This is a genomic window from uncultured Granulicatella sp. (assembly GCF_963528195.1).
Classification (GTDB): Bacteria; Bacillota; Bacilli; order Lactobacillales; family Aerococcaceae; genus Granulicatella.
This window is the reverse complement of record NZ_CAURVN010000004.1, coordinates 50,118-72,697: the sequence shown is the minus strand read 5'-3', so window position 1 is coordinate 72,697 and position 22,580 is coordinate 50,118. Positions and strand designations below refer to the sequence as shown.

Annotated in this window: 19 protein-coding genes and 1 pseudogene; 9 read left to right on the top strand and 11 right to left on the bottom strand. The window is 32.9% G+C overall.

Going from position 1 to position 22,580, the window contains the following annotated elements:
- The first annotated feature begins 2 nt into the window (after window positions 1-2).
- The 9 genes from tsf (at window position 3) to RWR88_RS02400 (ending at window position 12,143) form a co-directional block, all read left to right on the top strand.
- Window positions 3-884: a translation elongation factor Ts gene (gene tsf, locus RWR88_RS02440; protein ID WP_314450493.1), complete on the top strand. Its 882-nt coding sequence runs from the start codon at window positions 3-5 to the stop codon at window positions 882-884.
- A 99-nt stretch (window positions 885-983) separates the two neighbouring features.
- Complete coding sequence (pyrH, locus tag RWR88_RS02435) at window positions 984-1,706, top strand: UMP kinase (protein WP_314450492.1); 723 nt, start codon at window positions 984-986, stop codon at window positions 1,704-1,706.
- Window position 1,707: 1 nt separating this feature from the next.
- Window positions 1,708-2,268: a ribosome recycling factor gene (gene frr, locus RWR88_RS02430; RefSeq protein WP_314348994.1), complete on the top strand. Its 561-nt coding sequence runs from the start codon at window positions 1,708-1,710 to the stop codon at window positions 2,266-2,268.
- A gap of 79 nt (window positions 2,269-2,347) precedes the next feature.
- Window positions 2,348-2,974, top strand: a complete 627-nt coding sequence (locus RWR88_RS02425; protein WP_314450490.1) for a thermonuclease family protein — start codon at window positions 2,348-2,350, stop codon at window positions 2,972-2,974.
- Between the two features lie 58 nt (window positions 2,975-3,032).
- Entirely contained in the window at window positions 3,033-3,197 is a 165-nt protein-coding gene (locus RWR88_RS02420; RefSeq protein WP_314450488.1) for a hypothetical protein, read from the top strand.
- A gap of 228 nt (window positions 3,198-3,425) precedes the next feature.
- Window positions 3,426-3,662, top strand: a complete 237-nt coding sequence (gene nrdH / locus RWR88_RS02415) for a glutaredoxin-like protein NrdH (RefSeq protein ID WP_006702652.1) — start codon at window positions 3,426-3,428, stop codon at window positions 3,660-3,662.
- 133 nt (window positions 3,663-3,795) lie between these two features.
- Window positions 3,796-7,365 (top strand): PD-(D/E)XK nuclease family protein, encoded by a 3,570-nt coding sequence (locus tag RWR88_RS02410; RefSeq protein WP_314450486.1) that lies wholly within the window; start codon window positions 3,796-3,798, stop codon window positions 7,363-7,365.
- Between the two features lie 3 nt (window positions 7,366-7,368).
- Window positions 7,369-11,100, top strand: a complete 3,732-nt coding sequence (addA, locus tag RWR88_RS02405) for a helicase-exonuclease AddAB subunit AddA (RefSeq protein ID WP_314450484.1) — start codon at window positions 7,369-7,371, stop codon at window positions 11,098-11,100.
- 428 nt (window positions 11,101-11,528) lie between these two features.
- The gene (locus RWR88_RS02400; protein WP_314450482.1) at window positions 11,529-12,143 is read left to right on the top strand and encodes a DUF624 domain-containing protein; all 615 of its coding nucleotides are present in this window, start codon (window positions 11,529-11,531) and stop codon (window positions 12,141-12,143) included.
- Between the two features lie 19 nt (window positions 12,144-12,162).
- Here RWR88_RS02400 and phnE (RWR88_RS02395) read toward each other — a convergent pair whose 3' ends face one another.
- The 11 genes and pseudogenes from phnE (RWR88_RS02395) to ulaG all read right to left on the bottom strand — a co-directional run bounded on the left by phnE (RWR88_RS02395) (window position 12,163) and on the right by ulaG (window position 22,568).
- Window positions 12,163-12,972 (bottom strand): phosphonate ABC transporter, permease protein PhnE, encoded by an 810-nt coding sequence (gene phnE, locus RWR88_RS02395; protein WP_314450480.1) that lies wholly within the window; start codon window positions 12,970-12,972, stop codon window positions 12,163-12,165.
- A gap of 16 nt (window positions 12,973-12,988) precedes the next feature.
- Window positions 12,989-13,807: a phosphonate ABC transporter, permease protein PhnE gene (gene phnE / locus RWR88_RS02390; protein WP_314348988.1), complete on the bottom strand. Its 819-nt coding sequence runs from the start codon at window positions 13,805-13,807 to the stop codon at window positions 12,989-12,991.
- A complete protein-coding gene (gene phnC, locus RWR88_RS02385) occupies window positions 13,797-14,558 on the bottom strand; it encodes a phosphonate ABC transporter ATP-binding protein (RefSeq protein ID WP_314348987.1) in 762 nt (253 codons plus the stop codon). The genes phnE (RWR88_RS02390) and phnC overlap by 11 nt, the downstream gene beginning before the upstream one ends.
- A gap of 69 nt (window positions 14,559-14,627) precedes the next feature.
- Window positions 14,628-15,683, bottom strand: coding sequence for a PhnD/SsuA/transferrin family substrate-binding protein (locus RWR88_RS02380; RefSeq protein ID WP_314450478.1), 1,056 nt, complete (start codon window positions 15,681-15,683; stop codon window positions 14,628-14,630).
- Between the two features lie 514 nt (window positions 15,684-16,197).
- Window positions 16,198-16,947 (bottom strand): AAC(3) family N-acetyltransferase, encoded by a 750-nt coding sequence (locus tag RWR88_RS02375; RefSeq protein WP_314450476.1) that lies wholly within the window; start codon window positions 16,945-16,947, stop codon window positions 16,198-16,200.
- 593 nt (window positions 16,948-17,540) lie between these two features.
- Window positions 17,541-18,377 (bottom strand): L-ribulose-5-phosphate 3-epimerase, encoded by an 837-nt coding sequence (locus RWR88_RS02370; protein ID WP_227931339.1) that lies wholly within the window; start codon window positions 18,375-18,377, stop codon window positions 17,541-17,543.
- Window positions 18,378-18,386: 9 nt separating this feature from the next.
- Window positions 18,387-19,079, bottom strand: a complete 693-nt coding sequence (locus RWR88_RS02365) for an L-ribulose-5-phosphate 4-epimerase (protein WP_227931340.1) — start codon at window positions 19,077-19,079, stop codon at window positions 18,387-18,389.
- A 21-nt stretch (window positions 19,080-19,100) separates the two neighbouring features.
- Window positions 19,101-19,385, bottom strand: a complete 285-nt coding sequence (locus RWR88_RS02360; protein WP_314077662.1) for a PTS sugar transporter subunit IIB — start codon at window positions 19,383-19,385, stop codon at window positions 19,101-19,103.
- An 87-nt stretch (window positions 19,386-19,472) separates the two neighbouring features.
- Window positions 19,473-20,969 carry a PTS ascorbate transporter subunit IIC gene (locus RWR88_RS02355; RefSeq protein WP_314349577.1) on the bottom strand — a complete coding sequence of 499 codons (1,497 nt, stop codon included), beginning with the start codon at window positions 20,967-20,969 and terminating at the stop codon, window positions 19,473-19,475.
- Between the two features lie 24 nt (window positions 20,970-20,993).
- Window positions 20,994-21,404 (bottom strand): annotated as a pseudogene (locus tag RWR88_RS02350) (PTS sugar transporter subunit IIA); the annotation flags it as partial.
- A 99-nt stretch (window positions 21,405-21,503) separates the two neighbouring features.
- On the bottom strand, window positions 21,504-22,568 hold the full coding sequence (gene ulaG / locus RWR88_RS02345) for an L-ascorbate 6-phosphate lactonase (protein ID WP_179944358.1): 1,065 nt from the start codon (window positions 22,566-22,568) through the stop codon (window positions 21,504-21,506).
- Window positions 22,569-22,580 lie beyond the last annotated feature (12 nt).

Below are 22,580 nucleotides of genomic sequence, written 5' to 3'. Positions count from 1 at the left end.
AAATGGCACAAATTTCAGCACAATTAGTAAAACAACTACGTGACATGACTGGCGTAGGGATGATGGATGCTAAAAAAGCATTAGTTCAAACTGAAGGAGATATCGATGCAGCTGTTGACTATTTACGTGAAAATGGTTTAGCAAAAGCAGCTAAAAAAGCTGACCGTATCGCTGCAGAAGGTATTACAAACGTATTAGTAGATGGAAACGTTGCAGTTGTATTAGAAGTAAATGCTGAAACAGACTTCGTTGCTAAAAACGACAAATTCCAAGCATTAGTAGCAAAATTATCAGAAGTAATTTTAGCTAACAAACCAGCTAACTTAGAAGCTGCTTTAGAAATCGTTACTCCAGAAGGTAAAGTTTCTGACGTAATTGCTGAAGCAACTACAGTTATCGGAGAAAAAATTTCATTACGTCGTTTTGAAATCGTTGAAAAATCTGATGCAGATGCATTCGGTGCATACTTACACATGGGCGGACGTATCGGTGTGTTAACTGTATTAGAAGGTTCTTCAGATGCAGATGCTGCTAAAGACATTGCTATGCACGTTGCAGCAATCAATCCTAAATATGTTGACCGTTCAGAAGTTTCTGCTGATGAATTAGAACATGAGAAAAAAGTTCTTACAGAACAAGCATTAAACGAAGGTAAACCAGCTAATATCGTTGAAAAAATGATTGCTGGACGTTTAAACAAATTCTTAGCTGAAATCAGCTTGAACGACCAACCATTCGTTAAAGATCCAGATACAACAGTTTCTAAATATGCTGCTTCTAAAGGTGGTAAAGTTAAATTATTCCACCGTTATGAAGTTGGTGAAGGTTTAGAAAAACGTGTTGACAACTTCGTTGAAGAAGTAATGGGACAAGTTAAAAAATAATTGATTTCAATTAGTGGGGAATAAGGTAGGAAGCTGCCCTCTATTCCCCTTTTTTTTAGACTTAATTTACTAAGAATCTATATAAGAGGAGTCCTTACAATGGTTGAACCAAAATATAAACGTGTTGTATTAAAATTAAGTGGAGAAGCATTAGCAGGCCAAACAGGTTTTGGTATTAATCCTCCAACTATTAAAGAAATTGTTAAAGAAATTAAAGAAGTTCATGATTTAGGTGTTCAAATTGCAATCGTTGTTGGTGGCGGAAATATTTGGCGTGGAGTAACAGGAGAAGAAGTAGGAATGGAACGTGCACAAGCAGACTATATGGGAATGCTTGCTACAGTTATGAATGCCTTAGCACTCCAAGACGCATTAGAAAACATTGGAGTTCCTACTCGTGTTCAAACTTCTATTGAAATGCGTCAAATTGCTGAACCTTATATTCGTCGTAAAGCAATTCGTAACTTAGAAAAAGAACGTGTTGTTATTTTTGCAGGTGGTACAGGAAATCCATACTTCTCAACAGATACTGCTGCTGCATTACGTGCTGCTGAAATTGAAGCTGATGCTATTTTAATGGCTAAAAATAATGTAGATGGCGTTTATAGTGCGGATCCTCGTATCGATACAAATGCAATTAAATTTAATGAATTAACACATTTAGATTTGATTCAAAAAGGACTAAAAGTAATGGATACAACAGCAAGTTCATTATCAATGGATAATGATATTCCATTAGTTGTCTTCAATTTAAATGAAACAGGAAATATTCGTCGAGTTGTTCTTGGTGAAAATATCGGTACAACTGTAAGGGGGAAATAATATGACAGCAACTGAAATTATTGCAAATACTAAAGAACGTATGAAAAAAACTGAAGATGCCTTACAACGTGAATTAGGCGGAATTCGTGCTGGACGTGCGAACGCAAGTCTTTTAGATCGCCTGCAAGTTGAGTATTATGGAGTTCCAACTCCAGTTAATCAATTAGCTTCTGTAACAGTTCCTGAAGCTCGTATGCTTTTAATTACACCTTATGACAAATCTAGTTTACAAGATATTGAACGTGCAATTTTAATGTCAGATATTGGGATTACTCCAACAAATGATGGTAGTGTTGTTCGTTTAGTCATTCCACAATTAACAGAAGAACGTCGTAAAGAATTAGCAAAACAAGTAGGGAAAGAAGCTGAAGGCGCAAAAGTAAGTGTTCGTAATATTCGTCGTGATGCTATTGAGCATTTAAAGAAAGCTGAAAAAAATAAAGAAATCACTGAAGATGATTTACGTGGATATGAAAAAGATATTCAAAAATTAACTGATGACAGTGTTAAAAACATTGATCATTTAGCACAAGTAAAAGAAAAAGAATTATTAGAAGTATAATTCATCAAGTGACAACAGATCTTAGTAATCGTAATAGATTTGTTGTCACTTATTTTTTGAATCGTTGAAAGGAGATTTTATGAAATTAACGAAAAAACAACAATTTCTATTGGTTAAGTTAGCGATATTAGCCATTATCCTAGTTATTTCTGGACTTGGTTTATTCTCGAAAAATCAAAAGAAATCTTCCAATAAATCGAATATTAATCAAACACAAGTAGAAAGTAGTGTAGATTTTTCTGGATATGACAAATCAAAAATGTATACTCTTCAAGTTGGAAAAGTAGCCGATGGAGATACATTCCATGTTAAATTAGATGGAAAAGATTTTAAAATTCGTTTATTACTAATTGATACACCTGAGACTGCTAAAGAAGGAAAAGCTGCTCAACCATTTGCAGATCAAGCAAAACAAAAAACAGAAGAACTGTTAAAGAAAGCTAAAAAAGTAGAAGGTAAGTTTGATGTAGGTGATTATACAGATAAATATGGACGTGCTTTAATGTACGTTTACTTAGATGGAAAATTATTACAACAAACTTTAGTAGAAGAAAGTTTAGCAAGAGTAGGGTATGCGCATCCACCGAATACAACGCTATTAAAAGATTTACAAAAAGTAGAAGAACAAACGAAGAAGAAAAAGAAAAATATTTGGGAAAAAGATGGCTACGTAACAAATCGTGGATTTGACCCAAGCGTATACTAATCTGTCTCATTTATGATATAATTTTGCCAAGATTACATATTAATTAGGTGGCAGGGTTATGAAAAAAAGAAGTGTTATCGTAACAATTTTATTTTTGATATATTTAGTAGTTGTCTTTACTGTCTTTTTCAATGAGAAAAAGATGATCGCAGTATTTGCATCTATTGGAGCCGCAATTTATGCTGCAAATATTAAAAGATTGAAAGATTCAGAAAAGAAGTAATGATAGTAAAAGCTAAGTACAAAATATAGTGCTTAGCTTTTTATTTTTTATCTGTCTTAAAGCTGTTTTTGCCTTTATATCAAGGTTTAGAGGCGTTATACTATAACAGTTCCATCCCAATATATTGTGTTTGTAAAAATAAAACAAAAAATTTAAGCACAATATATTGTATTTCATTCTAATATGAGGTATGATACTACCTGTATGAAACAAAAGGGAGAGATGTTTATGTCAAATCGTCAAATTACACTATATTCAAAACCAAATTGTATGCAATGTAACTTTACTAAACAATTTTTCGAGGATAATCAAGTACCATTTGTGGTTAAAGATGTGTTTGAATCAGAGGAAGCTTTAGAAGAAGTGAAAGCTTTAGGATTCCAATCATTACCAGTTGTAGTTGCAGATGGAATTGAACCTTTCTTCGGTTTCCGTCCAGATATCTTAGAACAACTAGTTGGGTAAATTTTAATAACTAAATTTATAAAAACGATTTTTCTATTGTAGTATCCTACTACGTAGAAAAATCGTTTTATTTTTGTTTACAAATTCATTGTTCTATGGTTAAGTTAAGGAGAATAAACGATTGGAGGTTCTTATGAGTTTCGAAGTCATCCTAACAAAAGAAACAAGTGCGAAAGTTTCGCATATTGCTACTAAAATTGCAGATTGGTTAAAACAATCTAGCAATAATCAAGTGATTTATCTAGTTCCGGATCATATTAAATTTTCTGCAGAATTAGAAATGATTCAAGAAGTGGGTCAATTATTACAGCAACCGAAGAATTCTTATGCTGTTACAAAGCTTCAAGTGTATAGTTTTAAACGTTTGGCATGGTATTTTTTAAGAGATCATGCTGCATTGCAACGTCCTTCATTATCCAAAGTTGGAATTTGTATGATTTTACAAAAAATCTTATCCGAATATCAAGATGAATTAGTACTTTTTAATAAAGAATCTCGTCATAAAGGATTTATTGAACGTTTATCTGCTGTCATGCAAGAATTTCGTTTAGGTGGAATCGAAGTAGAGGACTTCACTGAGTGGTTTGAACAAGATTCTTATGAAGAAATTGACCAACGTTTGAAAGAATTTGGCATCATTTATAAACATTATTTAGAATATTTAAAACAAGATTTTGTTCAATCAGAAGATTTATTACGGATATTAGCGCAAGAAATTTCATCTATGGATTTATCAAATACTTATGTTGTCATTGATCAATCGTACCACTTAAATGCAATGGAATTAGAAGTAATTGATGCTTTAGTGAAATCATGCGGAGGAGTAGAGTTTTATTCGACTGCAACAACTGATGCCTTTAAACCAAAAGAGACGTTAGAATCTGGGTTATTTGACTCCAATCGCCAATTAATTTCTCGCTTATTAAATTGGTTAATGATTGATGAAAGTAAACCTGTTTTACAAGAATTAAAAGAGACCAATACGACTTATCATCCTGACTTTTTAGAACTTGAGCAATATTGGTTAGAAACAAGTGGTGGTTTTGAAACTTCTTCTGAATCTTCATCTAAGAAAATCGATGCATTGCAATGGATTACTTATGAAGATGAACGTCAAGAAATCCAAGAAACATTAGCAACGATTAAATCTTTAGTCGATAGCGGTAACTATCGTTACCAAGATATTCAAATTTTATCGAGAAATTTAGAAGAACAACAAACATTATTACAACCTTTATTAGAAACGTATCAAATTCCGTATTTCATGGATTTATCCGATACAATGGAGCATCATCCACTCATTCAAGTGTTAGACGCTATTTTTGCTATCCAGAAGCATTTTTGGCGTTATCATGACATTATGAACCTTCTAAGAAGTGAATATTGTTTTTGGCCCCTAAATCGAGCAAATTCAAAGAGTGAAGATAATGAGGAAGAGGATTTAAGACAAGCACTGATTCATTATCGTCAAAAATTAGATGAAACAGAAACAATTATACTAGCGCAAGGCTATGAAGGAAAAGATTGGATTTCAAGTAAAACGTGGAATTATCAACTTGAAAATATTGATGAAGATAGCTTAAGTAGCAGAGAAGTGTTATTCAATCAACAGTTAACACAAGCACAAGAACTACATGATCAAATCGTCTCTTTATTAGAACCTTTCTATAAGAAATTGGATAAAGTTGAGACAACAAAAGAAGCAATCACTCTCCTATATCAATTATTAGAAAAAATTGGAGTAACAGATGCATTCCTATACTGGAGAAATCATGCTGCCAATATTGGGGACATTCAAACAGCTAGAAGACAAGATCAAGTATGGAATGAATTTTTAAAATTATTAGAAGAGTATGTTTATATTTTTGGAGATGAACCATTTGATTGGGAAATATTCCAATTATTATTACATACAGGATTCGAACATACACATTATAATATGGCTCCATCTACTTTAGACCAATTAACATGTACTGGAATTGATTCTGTCCGTTATTCTCCTAAAAAGGTTACATTTGTTATTGGGTTATCTCAAGGCGTCCTTCCTAGAATGGAAGAGGAGAGTGGTTTAATTACCGATGAAGAAAGAGAATATTTATTAAGTAAATTAGATACTGGACGTTTCTTACATCCAACAACGATTCAAAAACAATCCGTAGAGCCATTTTTATTTTATAAAGTGTTAACTTCCGCAACTGAAAAGTTATATTTATCAATGCATCATACGGATAAAGGTGCTAAATTAAAACCATCTAGCTTTGTAGAACGTATTTTAAATAAATTTGAGATTACTACCCAGGATGGCAATCAAAAACAACAAGAACGTTTTGAGCAGGGCGACTTTGTAACGATTCATGAATTATTTACAACGTTACTACAAAAACTACGTCAATATAAGTTCTCCAAAGAAGAAGATATCCCATCAATTTGGCTTACTTTACCACATTTATTAAAACAGGATAAAGATTTCCAAAATCAATATCACACATTAGTGAACAGTGTATTCCATTTAAATATTGCCAAGCAATTACCAAAAGAATTAGCTGCTGAACTTTATGGAAATCATTTATATTTATCGACTTCTCAAGTGGAAACATTTTATAAAGATCCATTTAGTCATTTCTTACAATATGGTTTAAATTTACGAGAACGTAGAGAGTTCGAGTTAACTCCTGCTGGATCTGGCGAATACTTCCATGAAACATTTGACCAGTTTATTCGTAAAGTTCATGAATTACAACTAGACATTCGTTCTATTGATAAAACAACGACCGAAACATTATTAAAAGAAATTTTTGATTCTATGAATGAAGATGCAAGATTCCAAATTTTAAACGCATCTCCTAGAATGAATTGGACAAAAGTGCTACTACAAGATACGATTCGACAAACATTAGCTGCAGCATTACTGCAATTGCAACAATTACAAGTAACTCCATGGAAAACAGAAGTTGTTTTCGGTGCAAAATCTGATAAGAAAATTGAAATTCCATTAAATGATACACAGTCTTTATTTATTCGTGGGAAAATTGACCGTATTGACCTTTTAGAAACTGAAAAGGGATATCATTTAGGAATAGTTGATTATAAGTCTTCAGCTCAAAAATTTGATATTAATCGATTACGTTACGGGATTCAATTACAACTTTTAACGTATTTATCAGTTGCTAGAAATATTGTTTCTGTTCAATTTAATAAAGCAGTAACTCCATATGGTGGATTATATATGCATGTTTTCCAACCAAGCTTTAATGCAAAAGATATTAAAGCAGATGCAGATTTTGAAGAAACTCGTTTGAAGAAATATAAATTATCAGGTTTATTAACGAATGATTTAGGAGTTCTGCAACAAGTTCAACCTGATTTTGAAACGGGAGACTCGATTGTATTACCATTTGGAGTTAAGAAAGATGGAGAATATAAGGCAACAAGTCAAGTCTATGCTCCCGATGACATCAATTTATTAATGGATTTTGCTTTCTATCAATTGAAAACTGCTGGAGAAAAGATTTTAAATGGAGAAAATCAACTTGCTCCTTTTGATGAATTAAAAGAATATGCTGATTCAGTGAATGGAAAATTCAGTGCAATAGCAATGTTTGATGCAACCAATCCAGAAAATAATTACCAATTTTTAACAAAAATGCCTCTTCAAGAAAACTTAACTTGGATGAGAGAGAAACTAAACGGAAAGGAGGCGTAATCGATGATACCAGTAAAACCAGAGGGAGTACAAGCAACTCCTGAACAATGGCAAGCAATTTGGCAAAGAGGGGATAATTTATTAGTGTCTGCTTCTGCCGGATCAGGAAAAACAAAAGTATTAGTTGACCGTATTATGGGATATATCGAAGATGGTGTGAATATTGATTCCTTATTAATAGTGACTTTTACAGAAGCTGCGGCTAAAGAGATGAAAGAACGTTTGCGGATAAATTTAGAAAAAGCTATTACAAAAGAAACAGATCTTGCTAAGAAGCATATGTATGTCAAACAACTAAGTTTATTACCAAATGCAACGATTTCTACGATTCATAGTTTTTGTATGAAAGTCATTCGTCGTTATTTCTATTTAAGTCAATTAGACCCTGTATTTTCACTATTAAATGAAGTGGAAGGAACTTTATTAAAGGAAAAAGTATGGAGAAACATACAAGATGAATTATTAGAAGAACATTCTTGGATGGATGGATTAATGCGCTATTTTTCAAGCGACCGTAATGATGATGGATTTACTACATTAGTTTATCAACTATATGATTTTTCACGTTCAAAACCAAATCCTAAACAATGGATTTCTTCTTTAGCAGATTTATATGAAACAAAGGATAACTATGGAGAAATTCCGATTATTAAGGATCAATTTGTTCCTTATATTCGAGAAGAATTAAAATATTTAGTTTCTGCCTATGATGAATTACTGAAATTAGCTGAATTAACCGGATTTGAAAAGTGTAAAAATGTGGTTGAAGCTGATGCCCAACAAATTCAAGAAGTGTACTCAGCATTTGAAAGTGGGAATTACACAGCAGCCTATAAATTAGCACAAGAGGTAAAATTTGACCGTTTCCCAACTGTTCCAAAAAAAGATGAAACGACGGATAGAGAAGCTGTTCAAGCCATTAAACGTAAAAGAGATAGCTTAAAGAAACATTGGGAAGACCAAGTATTAGCAACTGCATTCTTCGAGTCACCTGAAGTTCAAATGAAGCATTTAAGAGATATTTATCCAATGATGTTGCATTTATCTCAAGTTGTTTTGAAATTCTATGAAGCTTTCCAATTAGAAAAGAAATCTTCTAATAAAATTGATTTCTCTGACTTAGAACATGATACATTATCTATTCTTTCTACTGAGAAAAATGGAGTTCTAATTGCTAAAAAATATTACCAAGAACTATTTACCGAAGTTTTAATTGATGAATATCAAGACGTAAACCGTGTTCAAGAAGCAATTTTAACAAGTGTGGCTAAAGAGAATAATCTCTTCATGGTAGGAGACGTGAAACAATCGATTTATGCCTTCCGTTTAGCAGATCCATCTTTATTTAGAGATAAATATGAAGCCTATGCAGATGAAAATGGCGGTAAACGAATTATTTTAGCTGAAAACTTCCGTTCTAGAGATCAAGTATTGTCCTTTACCAACTTAATTTTTAGACAAATTATGGACCATGAATTAGGTCAAATTGACTATGATGATGATGCAGCGTTAAAAACTGGAAACTTAAATTATTCAGAGGATACGGATAAATTTAGCGAATGCTATATTATTCAAAATACTAATTTGAACGATGAGGAAGAAGAAACATCTGAATTAGAGACAGAAAGTATGATTGATAGTTCAGCTACTGCAGAAGTTCATTTTATTGCAGGTAAAATGAAAGAAATGATGGCGAATCAATTCGAAATCATGCATGAAGAAAGTACAAAGGAAAATCCGAAAAAACGACCAATTCAATATAAAGATATTGTTATTTTAGCTCCAACAAAAGCCAATAATGGATTAATTGAGGAAATCTTTACGCAATATCAAATTCCTGTTTTAGTCCAAAAGAATCTTCAATATTTTAAACGAACAGAAATTGCCATTATGATGTCAGCGTTAAAAATTATTGATAATCCGACTCAAGATATTCCATTTGTAGCCGTTTTACGTTCTGGAATCGTTGGATTAGATGAAATAGATCTTGCTCATATTCGTAAACACAATAAATCTTGTTCGTTTTATGAAGCTTGCGCTCAATTTGTGGAGCATTTTAAACTAGAAGAAGTGACTTATTATGATAGTGCTCAACAACAGCAATTAAAAGACCGTGTACAAGCATTTTTAGCGCAATTAGAATCGTGGAGAGATATTGCGAATCATCAGTCAATCAGTACGCTAATTTGGCAAATTTATATGGATACGAAATATTTAACATATGTACATGGGCAATCTGTTGGACAGCAACGTGTGTTGAATTTACATGCCTTATATAAGTATGCGAAAGATTTCGAAGATTCTAGCTTTAAAGGTTTACGTAATTTTGTACGATTTATTCAGCAAATGCAGCATAAAAAGCAAGATTTAGAAGAACCTACTCAAATTTCTGATGAAGAAGATGCAGTACGTGTCATGACGATTCATGCTAGTAAGGGATTAGAATATCCAGTTGTATTTTTAATGAATGCTGGAAAGAAATTTAACCAACAAGATATTCGTCAACAAGCCATTCGTAGTGATGAATTAGGAGTAGGTGTTAAATATTTACAACTTCCTCAAAGAATTCAATATACAACCATTCCATATGTGATGGCTTATAAAGCAGAGAAAAATAAATTACTATCTGAAGAAATGAGAAAATTGTACGTAGCAATGACTCGTGCACGTGAAAAACTCATTATTGTCGGTTCTCTAAAAGATTTTGAAAAATTCAAAGAAGAACATTCTATGATCGATGATTTGAATGAAGAAGTATTACCATTTGCTCTTCGTTATCATGTTGATAATTATTTAACTTGGATTTTAATGGCTACATTTAGAAAGCAGGATAAAGTTCCATTCCATCAAGAAGTAATTGAATTTGAACAAATTAAAAAGAATGCGCTCAATTGGATACAAGAAACTGAAACAGCTTCTATGAATGAAGAAGAGTGGTTACAAAAGCAAGCAGTAGGGAATACAGTTAAAAATCTTCCAAAACTACTACAAGAATTAAAACAAACGTATCCATATTTATTAGCATCTACAACCGCAAGTTATCAGAGTGTATCTGAAATAAAACGGATGAATGAAGAACCAGATGTGAAACAATTACCACATTTAGAAGAACAAACTCAACAATCAGATAAACCTGTTCAACAATATATTTACTTAACGTCTGAATTAACGAAACCAAGCTTTATAGAAAGTAAACAAAAAGTTTCAGCTGCAGAACGTGGAAGCGGTTTACATTTATTAATGCAAAAATTAGACTTAACGAAGGAAATTACTCCTGAATTCATTCAAGAAACGATTCAACAATTAGTTGAGACACAATTTTTAGAAAAAGAAGTTGCCACAGTAATTCCAGTTGACCAAGTTTATCATTTCTTCCAAAGTGAATTTGGACAATGGATACAGGAACATCAAGCATTATTAAACCGTGAACAAGCATTTTCACATGTTGTAACAGCAAAACGTATCTTTAAGCATTTACCAGATAATGAAGATTCGATGTTAATTCACGGGATTATCGACGGATTTGTGGAATTAGACGATGAGATTATCTTATTTGATTATAAGACAGATCATGTGGTTCCTACACAAAAAGGAATACAGAAAGTCGTTGATAAGTATAAACAGCAATTGAATTTATATGCTGAAGCATTAGAAACAAGTTATCAAAAGAAAGTTACAAAACGTATGTTATGTTTATTATCGATTGGTCAATCAATTGATATTTCTAATGTTTAATAGATGAAAGAAGGACGTTCGTGAGGAGCGTCCTTTTATGTTTGTTTGGTTGATGGTGGAGGATTTGTGTTGGTTGGTTTATTTTTCGATATACAACTTTCTTTAATATATATTATGTAAACCTAAGTGTCGTTCGAAATATTCCTTTGTTGTATCAAGCACGCCAGCAGCCAGCTTTGCTGTCTCATGGCTAAAATTTGAGTCTTGGTCTCAAATTTTGCTGCAATAGAATCCGCTGGTTTCTATTGCTTTTGATACTACAAAAAATATTTCTCACTTTTTACGTTATCATACGTTTATTTTAGCTACTGTATCAATTATTTCTTACTTTTAATTAGGAATATAAGGTTATGTACGAAAACTTGCTTAATTTTGGGCTTAATCGTATAATGTATTTTGTATTTTATATAGTTAAAGGATGGGTTTGGATGAAATTTAATGAGGAAAGTCCTTTTTGGCGATTTGCTACGATGTTGGCGGATTTTATTTTGTTGAACTTTTTTGTAATTGTGATTAGTATTCCTATTGTTACGATTGGGCCTGTTTTGGCGGCTTTGTTTTATACAATGATGAAGTTTTCTGAAAATGAAGATGGTTATTTAGTGAAAACGTTCTGGAATGAATTGAAACATTTATTCTTTGTACGTGTTGCTGTCTCTTTAATTTATACAGCAATCATTGCTGCTACTGTATATGTGATTCAATTTTGGTATAGTTTTCAAAATATTTTTGGCATGATGTTAGCGATAATTTTCTTTTTATTCCTATCTATGACGATCACTGCAATGTTGATTTCATTAGCAAGAACTCAGTATTTTGGTACGATTAAGAGTTATATTCGTGATGGATATTTATTTATTTTTATTGCTTTAAAGGAAGCTGTTGCTATTTTGGCAATTCCAGTTATTTTAATCGGATTTAGTATTTTCCAAGAAACGGTATTATATTTCATGGGAATTATCGGGATTTCATTAATGGGATATGCATTAGCTCCATTATTTCATAAAATGTTTTCAAAAGTAGAAAAAAAGCATGAAGGATAAACCATCATGCTTTTTTATTTTACCCACGTGCTAAATGAGTACGAATTTTCGTTGATAAGTATTCAATTACTAATACTAATACGATTAATCCGCATAGGATAGCCCCTACTTCATGCCATTTGTAAGCTGTCATGGCAAAGATTAATGGAGCACCGATACCACCGGCACCTACCATCCCTAAAACAGTTGCATCTCTTAAGTTCATATCAAAACGATAAATAACTGTTGAAATGAATGCTGGGATTAATTGTGGTAAGATTCCAAAACGAATTTTTTGATAGAAATTACATCCACTAGCATCTAATGATTCCAAAATCTTGTAATCTAAGTCTTCAATTGCTTCAATATATAATTTAGAAATCATCCCAATCGAAGCTACAGACATTGTAAGCAACCCTGTAAAAGCACCAGGACCTGTTACACGAATAAACATTAAACCGTAAATTAAAGTTGGAACGGTACGAATGGCCATAATGGCTGTACGTCCAATCACTGCAACTGGTTTTGGTACAATATTTGTTGCTGAAATAAATGAAAATGGAATTGCTAAAATTGCTCCTACTAATGTTCCTAGAAATGCAATTGCAATAGTTTCTAATAATAAATATGGAACACCTTTCGTTGTAAAGTTTAACAATAAGGATGTTTCAGGAGTTACAATCCCTTGTAAAATACTTTGAGAAATTTGTAATCCATTTTCTGGAATTTTACTTAATTCAATCGTTGATCCAGACCATGCAAAAATGATAATGAATAAGAATAAAACGCCTAATTGAACAATCCAAGTACGAGGAGCTTTTTCATATTGTTTTAATACTGCTTCATTCATGTGTTTAACTCCCCTTCTATGTTAATTTCGTACGTAAGTAGTAACTTACTGATTCAATAATGACTACAGTAAAGAATAATGTTACTAAAATCATCCCTACATTACCATATTCACGCCAACCAAGGTTCTCATTTAAAATAATTCCGATACCACCGGCACCTACATATCCTAAAATAGATGCATAACGAACATTACCTTCAAAGCAATATAATGAACTTGCTAAGTAAGTTGGTAAAATTTGAGGAATAATCGCACTTGTAAAAGCTTGACCTTTTGTTGCTCCTAAAGCCTCAGCTGCTTCAAAAGCTCCCATATCTACTGTTTCAATTTGTTCATATAATTGTTTACCACAGTATGCAAAAGTATAAGTTGCAATCGCAAATGTACCAGCCATTGTTCCTAAGCCAAAGATATAAGTTGCAATTAAGGCAGTTACAAGTGTTGGTAATGTACGAACTACACTTAAAAATAAACGACTTAAACTAATAATCCATTTATTTTTAACAATATTACTAGAAGCTACAATGGCAAATGGAATTACTAAAATAGATCCTAATAATGAACCTAATAATGACATTTTAATCGTGTCAATTAATGGTTGCCAAATATTACTTGAATATTCCCAGGCAGGTGGAAACATACGACCAATAATAACAAAAAATTGAACACCACGTGTTAAAATAGTATGTAAATTAAATCCAGTAATTTTAGCTGAAAAATACACTGCAATTAACAAACCAATGACAACAAAAATAGCTTTTGATTTTGGCTCAGTCACTGTAGTACCATTTTTTAACGTAAATTCTTTTGAAGCGAAGAGTTTATTATCCTTCATGTAACTCCTCCGCCTTTCCTTTATAGATTAAATCTAATACTTCTTTCGTTACTTGGCTACTTGGACCATCATAAACAATTTCTCCATCACGAATACCAATAATGCGATCTGCATATTCTAAAGCTAATTCCACATGGTGAATATTAAGTAAAATAGAAATATTTAAATCTTGATTAATCTTTCTGAAGTCTTCCATTACACGCTTAGCAGTAATTGGGTCTAATGCCGCAACAGGTTCATCTGCTAAAATAATTTCAGGATTTTGCGCAAGAGTTCTAGCTAATGCAACACGTTGTTGTTGTCCACCTGATAATTGGTCAGCACGGATAAAGGCTTTATCTACAATCCCCACTTTATCTAAAGCTTCTAAAGCGTGTAATTTTTCTTCTTTTGTATAAATTCCAAATAATGAACGAACAAATGGAATATCTGGAACAATAGAAGTTAATACGTTTTTAATAACCGTTGTTCTTGTTACTAAATTAAATGATTGGAAAATCATCCCTACTTTATTTCTACGGAATTTACGAAGAGATTTCCCTTTTAATGAAGATACATTTGTACCATCTACCGTTAAAGTTCCTTCTGTAATTTCAATCATACGGTTAATTGTACGAATTAAAGTTGATTTACCAGCTCCTGATAAACCAATAATTGAAACAAATTCACCTTGTTCAATTTCTAAATTAATATTTTTTAAACCTTTAACTCCATTTGGATAGGTTTTTGAAACATTTTCAAATTTAATCATATCTGTCCTCTTTCTCAAAAAAAGGGTCAGGATTCGCTCCTAACCCTCATTTGATCATCATTTCTTTCCTTAGTTACCTGATTTTAATTTTTTAAGAACTTTTTGAGCTTCACGTTCTTTATCGTAATCAGATGCATTAGCTTTCTTATATCCTGAATGAGAGTAAATCTTAATTACTTCTTTACCTTCATCTGTTCCAGCTAATTTGATCATTGCGTTAGCAAAAGCTTCTTTGAATGCGTCGTCTACAATTGGAGAAGATTTACTTACTGAAATTGTATCGTTATAAATATCTGGAGTTACACCAATAACATTTGTTTCTTTCCAAATTTCATCTGAACGTCCATATTCACTTGACCATTTTTTAGCATAGTCAGAACGTAAGTCAGCATATCCAACCATAATATCAATTTGTCCTGAAGCTAAACGAGCTGCAGATGAAGCATAAGAATCAGATTGAACAACATTTTGTAAATCTGAAATGTTTTTACCGAATTTATCTTGTAGCCATAATGTAGGATAAATATATCCTGAAGAAGAAGAAGTTCCTAAAACTCCCCAGTTTGCTGAATTTAAATCATCCCAAGAAATATCTTGACCACTATTCACTTTTTCAGCAATTGCTTTCCCTTTTTCTGTTGGGCCAGCAATTACTAATCCTTTATAAGAAGTAACTTGTTCATTAGAACGTTTTGTTTCTTGACCATCGTTCCAATCTTTTGGATTCGATGAATTTTTTTCTAAACCAGAACGTGTTGCTGTTAATAATACATCAACTTCTTTGTCAAATAATACATAAGTACCACCAGGAATGAAACCAACATCTGCTGTACCTGATGCTAAAGCTTCCCCTACTGCATCAAAGCTTGTACCAACATTGATTTCAACATTATTTACGGTATAACCTTCATCAGCTAATTGTTTCTTTAATAATTCTTTCAATGGTTCAGTAGCAGTTACAATCGCTTCTGGATCACGAGAAGGTACAAATGCAACTTTCAATGTATCAATTGTTTTAGATCCATTACCTTTAGAACCTGAATCACTAGATTGACTTGAACAAGCTGCAAGTAAAGCTGCTGCTGATACTCCAAGTGCTAATTTTGACCAAAAAGACTTCTTCATAAAATATATCCCCCTAAGATATGTGTTCTACAAGATTGAACTTTCAACCTCAAGTACAATCATACAAAATACGAACGATAATTACAAGAGATTTTACTTAAAAAATACATTTTTAGATACATTTTCATAAAAATAATTCATTTTCAAACAGTGTAAACGTGTAAAACACGAACATTATATGCATGAAAGCATAGATAATGAATAATTAGTAAATAATGTAACAAATTATATATCAAAAAATATAAAAATAACCGAACGTTTTGTTTTATAACGTTCAGTTATTTTCGTGATGGTTTGAAAAGGTATTTAACTCTTTAACTTCTTCAGAATACATAGAAAATACTTTTTATAGTAGCAAGGTCGCCAGCAGCCAGCTAAAGCTGTCTCATGGCTAAACTTTGAGCCTAGGTCTCAAAGTTTCCCTGCAATAAAAGTAGCTATTGCTACTTTTATTGCTTTTGCTACTATTTGAGTATTTTCTTATGTATTCTGAATCTATATGTAAAACACTTTTTTATTCCTTTAATTGATAATAGTGTTCAGCAAAATCGACACATTCTTTCATATCGAATAAATAAACATTGCTTTCGTTAATTGAAATATGATTAACAGTATAATGTTCCGTAAAGTTCTTTTGAATTTCTAAATAGTCATCGTATATATCCAATTCAATATTTTTAAACGATATCCATTTTTCTCCATCTTTCGTTAAAATTTTACTTTTTTCATAAATGACTTCTCTATTCAACCGATTTTCAGCTAAATGGAGTGATGTATTCGTTTCAAAATCAGTTCCAATCATTAATACTTTAGCACCTATTGAATACATTCTTCCTAATGGTGATTTGTCTCCAAACGGGAAATCAAAAGAATCCTGACCAATAATTTCACTAGCCTTCTTTCCAATCGCTGTAAAAGAATACATAGGATGATTACTTCGAATGGAATCAGGTAAAATTCCAATAAATTGACTAAAAGCGCCCATAGCCTTACTATACGATAACTCCTTTGAATAGGCAGGCATAGCATCACGAATGACATCATGCCACTCTTCTGGCACTGGAGGATATTGCCAACTAGCAGGATCAGAAATTTCAACCGTTTGAGAAGGCACTACAATCGTTCCTTGTTCTCCAATAACATCTCTTAACGCTAAAAACAAAGCTTCAGCACCACCAACAACATATCCTAAAGAAGATAAAGAAGCATGAACTAATAAAGTATCCCCTTGATTAATTCCTAACTGTGAAAACTTATCAATCAAAAAATCCTTCGTAATAGGTATATAATTTTTATCAATACACTTTTTCATATAAGAATACAACTATCTCACTCTCCTCTTTTACGTAGCCTCAGTATATTTATTTTAAACGATTAGAAAATAAAAATAAATAGGATTCAGTATACATTGAAAATACTGTTGATATAGTAGCAAGGTCGCCAGCAGCCAGCTAAAGCTGTCTCATGGCTAAACTTTGAGCCTAGGTCTCAAAGTTTCCCTGCAATAAAAGTAGCTATTGCTACTTTCATTGCTTTTGCTACTATGATGTATTTTCTATGTATACTGAATCTGTACGTTAAGAACATATTATTTGAATATAGTATAAACGACATAAAACACTTAAAGTGAATGACTAGATTCTACCTTTCTCAGTTGCAAAAGGAATATATATAAATATATATTCCCGCAAAATTCGAGACTACAGGCTCGAATTTTAGCCATGAGACTTGCATAGCAAGGCTGCTGGCGGCGCTGCAACATCCCAGGGAGGTAGAATATAGTTATTCACTTATACGTCCATAAGTATGCAAAAACATCCCTAGATTGCTCTAAGAATGTTTCATTAATTTCTTCAATTATTTTTCTGGGAAATATGAACGTAAGAATTTGTTAGCGAAATGAATATCCTCTAACCAATTTTCTTGTCCAACATACCAGAATTCACCAGTGAAACGACGAACACCAATAGATAAGAAAGTGTCCACCATTTTCTTAAAGTCAATTTGTCCTGTTCCAAAAGGAATTTCACGATAATGTCCAGGAATTGTTTCTTTTAAGTGAGCAGCCACAATGTGACCTTTTCCTAATTCGATATCTTCATAAACATTTTTCGCACCAGGTTCTAAAGAAGCATTTTTTAAGTTTCCTGAATCTGGATAAACTTGTAAATAAGGTGAATCTACTAAGTTTACAAAACGCATTGATTTTTCCACTGTATTCATAAATGGAGTTTCCATTGTTTCGAATCCTAAAACGATTCCTTTTTGAGCTGCTAATAAAGTAGCTTTTTTCAAGTTATCAATAAAGAATTCTAATGTATCTGCATCGCCTTCTTCATAGTATACATCATAACCAGCTAACTGAATGACACGAATTCCTAAATCGTCTGCTAATTCAATCGCTTTTTCCATAATTTCCATACTACGTTCACGTACAGATGCGTCATGTGATCCAAATGGATATTTACGGTGTCCACTTAAACACATTGAACGAATTGAAACGCCAGTTTCGTACATTGTTTTAACAAGTTCAAGACGTTCTTCTTTCGTCCACTCTAAACGAGCTAATTTTTCATCAGTTTCATCCACACTCATTTCTAAAAAGTCAAATCCAGTTGCTTTAACAGTTTCTAACTTTTCTTTGAATGATAATGTGTTTGGCATTGATTTTTCATATAGTCCTAATTCGTACATGCTTAACTCCTACCCTTGTCCATAGTATGCATTCGCACCATGTTTACGTAAATAGTGCTTGTCTAAAATTGTTTGAGACATTGGTTGTAAGTTTGGATTTAATACTAAGTTATGCCAAGCCATATTAGCGACTTGTTCTAAAACAGTAATGTTGTGAACAGCATCAAAAGCATCTTTCCCCCATGCAAATGGTCCGTGGTTAAATACTAATACACCAGGAATTGCATTAGGATCTTTATCTTTAAATGTTTCTACGATTACTTTACCTGTTTCTAACTCATAAGCCCCTTTAATTTCTGCATCAGTCATAGCACGAGTACATGGAATTGTTCCGTAGAAGTAGTCCCCTTGTGTTGTACCAAATGCAGGAATTTCTTGGCCATTTTGTGCCATTGTAGTTGCCCAAGTTGAGTGAGTATGAACTACCCCTTTAACATCTGGGAAATTACGGTAAATTTCTAAGTGTGTATCTAAGTCAGAAGATGGTTTTAAAGCTCCTTCGATTTTATTTCCATCGATATCTACAATAACAATATCTTCTGCTTTCATTACATCATATTCTACCCCGGAAGGTTTAATAGCGATAACGCCAGCTTCACGGTCGTATTCTGAAACATTCCCCCAAGTGAATAATACTAAATTATGTTTTGGTAATAATAAGTTTGCTTCAAGAACACGTTGTTTTAATGCTTCATATGCCATGATAAAAAGACTCCTTTTTAATTAAAGCTCTAAAGCTGCTGAAATTTTTTCAGTCATTTCTTTTTCTGATAATAAGTTTTGTAAACCAACGATTTTAGTGTTTGGTAAATCTAATCCGTCGAAGATGTCTAATAATGCTTGAGAAACAACTACCATATCATAGCTTTTAGCTGATGATTTTGCTTCTGAAACTGCACAGTGATGTACTTCCAATGGAATATTTAATTTACGGAATACGTTTGTTAATTTCATTTTGATAATTTGGCTTGAACCCATTCCACTTCCACATGCTGCTAATACTTTCATTGATATCTCTCCTTTAGAATTTGATAACGGGTAAGTCTGTCTTACCCGTTACCTATTTTATAATAAAATTTTTCTGTTTAAAACTAATTAAGCTTGTTTGTTTTCTAAATATGTTTCGTAATCTTCAGCGATTAAGAAATAATGTTCTTTATTACGGCTGTATTGTAATTGAGGGATTGCTAAAAGAATAACTAATACAATACCTAAACCAACATATTGGAAGTGTTGCATTAAGAATCCAAATCCAACCCAAACTGTATCCCAGTCGAAGTTACCATGCCATCCACCGAATGCTGCTAATCCAAATGCTCCAGCTGCGATTGCTCCACCTAAAACTTGGATAACACCTGATAAGAATGTCATAACTGAAGCAGCACGTAAACCACCTTTGTGGTTAGCATATACTGCTAAAGTAGCGTTGTCGAAGAATACAGGAACGAAACCTGTGATGATTAATACTGGTGATTTGAACACGATTAATCCTAAGATTGCAATTACTTGTCCTAAAACCCCAAATAAGAAACCGATTGTTACTGCGTTTGGAGAACCAAATCCGTATACAGCAGCACAGTCAACGGCTGGCATAGAACCTGGTAATAATTTGTTAGAGATACCTTGGAACGCTTCTGATAACTCAGCAACGAATAAACGAACCCCTAATTGTAAAATTTGTACATAAACTGTAAATGTTAAAGCAATTTGTAAAATGTAGAAGAAGAAGTTGTCACCTTCTTTTAATGTCGCCATTTTGAATTTAGAAGCCATCACTACGATTTCTTGACCGTTTACGCTTACTAAGTAATCTTTACCTAATACTAATAAGATAGCTCCGAAGAATACTACCATCAAAATAGAAGTTGCTACGATTGATTCTTTAAAGATTGATAAGAATCCTGGTAATTCTAAATCTTCAATTTTCTTGTCATTTTTACCTGAAAATTTGTGTGCGAATTTATCTACTAACCAAACCCCGAACATTTGTTGGTGACCAATTGCAAATCCGCCACCCTCAGTTAATTCTTGAGTTGCTTCTACAGTTAAGTTAGCTGCTACTGCCCAATAAACCCCTAACACGATACCTAATAAAACTACAAATTGTAATTGTTGTACATTGTCACCTAAAGCTAATGCCATTAACCAAGTAGCTGTAGCTGATTGTTGTACCATGATGTGACCAGTGATGAAAACAGTACGTACTTTAGTTAATTTACGGAAAATTACAAGTGCTAAGTTAGTTAAGAATGCTACTAAAAGTACTTGTACTGTTAAACCAGTTGCATGACCAGCTTGTTTTAAAGCTGCTTCTGCTGCTGCTTGACCAAAATAAGGGTCGATAACTGCTGCTTGTAACCCGAAACGGTCACCTAAAGCTGCTAATACTGGACGGAAGTTTGAAACTAATCCACCAGCTGCTACGTTTAAAATCATATAACCAACAACAGCTTTAACAAAACCAGCTAATGCGTCATACCATTTACGACCTAATAATAAGTAACCTACTAATACAATTAAACCTACAAAGTATTGAGGTTTAGTAAAAATGTTTGTATAGAAAAATTGCCAAAAACCAAATAAGAATTCCATATTATTCACCTTTTCTAGATCTTCTTTTGAACGTGCATTAACAAAAGCATTGATGATATTTTCATCTTCAACTAATGTTACAAGTTCTGATAAATTGCCTAAATGTTTTTCATTGTCAGTTGAAGCTAAAACAAAGAATAAACGAGGTTTATATTCAGAACTAGGTCCGAAGTCAACTGCCTCTTCAACGTTCATGAAGGCAACCGCTGTTTCGTTAACACCTTTTCCTTCTTGTGCATGTGGAATGCAAATTTCTGGTGCGATTACAATGTATGGACCAAATTCGTGAACATTATTAATAATGTAACCTGGATAGTCAGCAGTAATAATGTTTTGGTCTAACAATGGTTGACACGCTGTGCGAATCGCATCTTCCCAAGAAGAAAAACCTTTTTGGAAACTAAAACGATTGTTTTGAATAATTTCTTTTAACACTGATAAAACTCCTTTTTGACGATTTTAGTTAAGAAATCGTATACATCTATATTTTAATATTTGACCGTTACCGTAGTAACGGTCAATCAGATGTTTATATTATAAGAATGATGGGAATGGAACGTCGTTTTCTACTGAGAATACGTCGTCAAATCCACGGTAGAAGTTAAATTCTAATTTATCTTTATCTGTTGGGTAAGTGTATTTACCACCTACTTGCCAAATGAATGGTTTGAATTTATATTCTAAGCGATCTTTTTTGAATTTCCAGATTTCTGTAATTTCTTTAGGATCTGCTTGGAAGTTAGCCCAGATATCATAGTGAACTGGAATAACCACTTTAGCATTTAATGATTCAGCCATACGTAACATATCAACTGAAGTCACTTTATCTGTAATACCACGAGGGTTTTCACCGTATGCACCTAAGCACACATCGATTTCATGTTCGTTACCATGTTTAGCAAACATGTTTGAGTAGTGAGAGTCACCAGCATGGTATAAGTTACCACCACTTGTTTTGAATAAGTAGTTAACTGCGATTTCGTCCATATCTTGAGGCATTTTACCTTTTAATACTTCGCCATCTTTAGCAGTTACTAAAGCTGTACGGTCAAATGCTTCTAAAGCAACGATTTCGATGTCTTTAATTTTCACTGAGTCTCCTGGGTGTACAACGATTGTACGTTCAGCTGGAACTCCCCAACCTAACCAAGTGTTTACTACTTCTTGTGGTCCAACGAATTTAGCTTCTGGACAGTTGTTAGCAACTGCTGCTGCTGTATTGATATCTAAGTGGTCTGAGTGAATGTGAGTTACTACTAAAGCATCTACATTTTTCACTTCAAATGGATCGATAACAAATGGTTGTGTACGTAAGTTTGGTTGTAAGTTTTGGCAACCACTCATACGTTGCATTTGGTGTCCAGTTTTCATTTTTCCGTTTCCGTGGCTACGTTTACCAGTTCCACACCATAAGTCACATAGGATGTTAGTGTTTTTTTCTGATTTTAACCAGATACCTGTACATCCTAACCACCACATAGCGAATGTTCCTGGTTTAACTTCTTCACGTTCGATTTCTTCGTTTAACCATGTACCCCATTCTGGGAATGTTGATAAAATCCATGATTCTTTTGTTACATCTTTAATGTTTGCCATTATATTTCTTTCCTT

Excerpts from the sequence above, each read along its gene's own strand:
- RWR88_RS02410 (WP_314450486.1), top strand. The coding sequence starts at position 3,796 with ATGAGTTTCGAAGTCATCCTAACAAAAGAAACAAGTGCGAAAGTTTCG.
- RWR88_RS02360 (WP_314077662.1), bottom strand. The coding sequence starts at position 19,385 with ATGAAAGTATTAGCAGCATGTGGAAGTGGAATGGGTTCAAGCCAAATT.
- nrdH (WP_006702652.1), top strand. The coding sequence starts at position 3,426 with ATGTCAAATCGTCAAATTACACTATATTCAAAACCAAATTGTATGCAA.
- RWR88_RS02365 (WP_227931340.1), bottom strand. The coding sequence starts at position 19,079 with ATGGCATATGAAGCATTAAAACAACGTGTTCTTGAAGCAAACTTATTA.
- phnE (WP_314450480.1), bottom strand. The coding sequence starts at position 12,972 with ATGAATGAAGCAGTATTAAAACAATATGAAAAAGCTCCTCGTACTTGG.
- tsf (WP_314450493.1), top strand. The coding sequence starts at position 3 with ATGGCACAAATTTCAGCACAATTAGTAAAACAACTACGTGACATGACT.
- RWR88_RS02425 (WP_314450490.1), top strand. The coding sequence starts at position 2,348 with ATGAAATTAACGAAAAAACAACAATTTCTATTGGTTAAGTTAGCGATA.
- addA (WP_314450484.1), top strand. The coding sequence starts at position 7,369 with ATGATACCAGTAAAACCAGAGGGAGTACAAGCAACTCCTGAACAATGG.
- RWR88_RS02400 (WP_314450482.1), top strand. The coding sequence starts at position 11,529 with ATGAAATTTAATGAGGAAAGTCCTTTTTGGCGATTTGCTACGATGTTG.
- pyrH (WP_314450492.1), top strand. The coding sequence starts at position 984 with ATGGTTGAACCAAAATATAAACGTGTTGTATTAAAATTAAGTGGAGAA.
- frr (WP_314348994.1), top strand. The coding sequence starts at position 1,708 with ATGACAGCAACTGAAATTATTGCAAATACTAAAGAACGTATGAAAAAA.
- RWR88_RS02420 (WP_314450488.1), top strand. The coding sequence starts at position 3,033 with ATGAAAAAAAGAAGTGTTATCGTAACAATTTTATTTTTGATATATTTA.
- RWR88_RS02380 (WP_314450478.1), bottom strand. The coding sequence starts at position 15,683 with ATGAAGAAGTCTTTTTGGTCAAAATTAGCACTTGGAGTATCAGCAGCA.
- phnC (WP_314348987.1), bottom strand. The coding sequence starts at position 14,558 with ATGATTAAATTTGAAAATGTTTCAAAAACCTATCCAAATGGAGTTAAA.
- phnE (WP_314348988.1), bottom strand. The coding sequence starts at position 13,807 with ATGAAGGATAATAAACTCTTCGCTTCAAAAGAATTTACGTTAAAAAAT.
- RWR88_RS02355 (WP_314349577.1), bottom strand. The coding sequence starts at position 20,969 with ATGGAATTCTTATTTGGTTTTTGGCAATTTTTCTATACAAACATTTTT.
- RWR88_RS02370 (WP_227931339.1), bottom strand. The coding sequence starts at position 18,377 with ATGTACGAATTAGGACTATATGAAAAATCAATGCCAAACACATTATCA.